The organism is Staphylococcus pasteuri (assembly GCF_030547725.1).
Lineage (GTDB): Bacteria > Bacillota > Bacilli > Staphylococcales > Staphylococcaceae > Staphylococcus > Staphylococcus pasteuri.
This window is the reverse complement of sequence record NZ_JAUOQO010000338.1, coordinates 1-273: the sequence shown is the minus strand read 5'-3', so window position 1 is coordinate 273 and position 273 is coordinate 1. Positions and strand designations below refer to the sequence as shown.

Annotated in this window: 1 protein-coding gene; it reads left to right on the top strand. The window is 43.2% G+C overall.

What is annotated here, in order from left to right:
• Positions 1–273, top strand: a 273-nt coding sequence (locus Q4528_RS13900; RefSeq protein ID WP_368506716.1) for a ComF family protein, incomplete at both ends; no start/stop codon positions are given.

Here is a 273-nt window from a genome sequence, read left to right as displayed (position 1 = left end):
ATGCCAAACAGAGCCGCCCCACTTCGACCGAGTCATTTGTTTAAATGATTACCAATGGCCACTTGAACCAGTCATCAAAGCCTACAAATACGGCAAACAACAATACCTAGCAAAACCCTTAAGTCGGCTAATGTTGAATCACGCCAAGCAACAAAACTCAGGATTGCCTGAGGCTTTTTTACCAGTGCCTCTGCATTGGTTAAAACAATGTCGACGAGGCTTTAATCAAAGTGAATTACTCGCCAGCAGTATTGCTAAGCAACTAAATAAGCC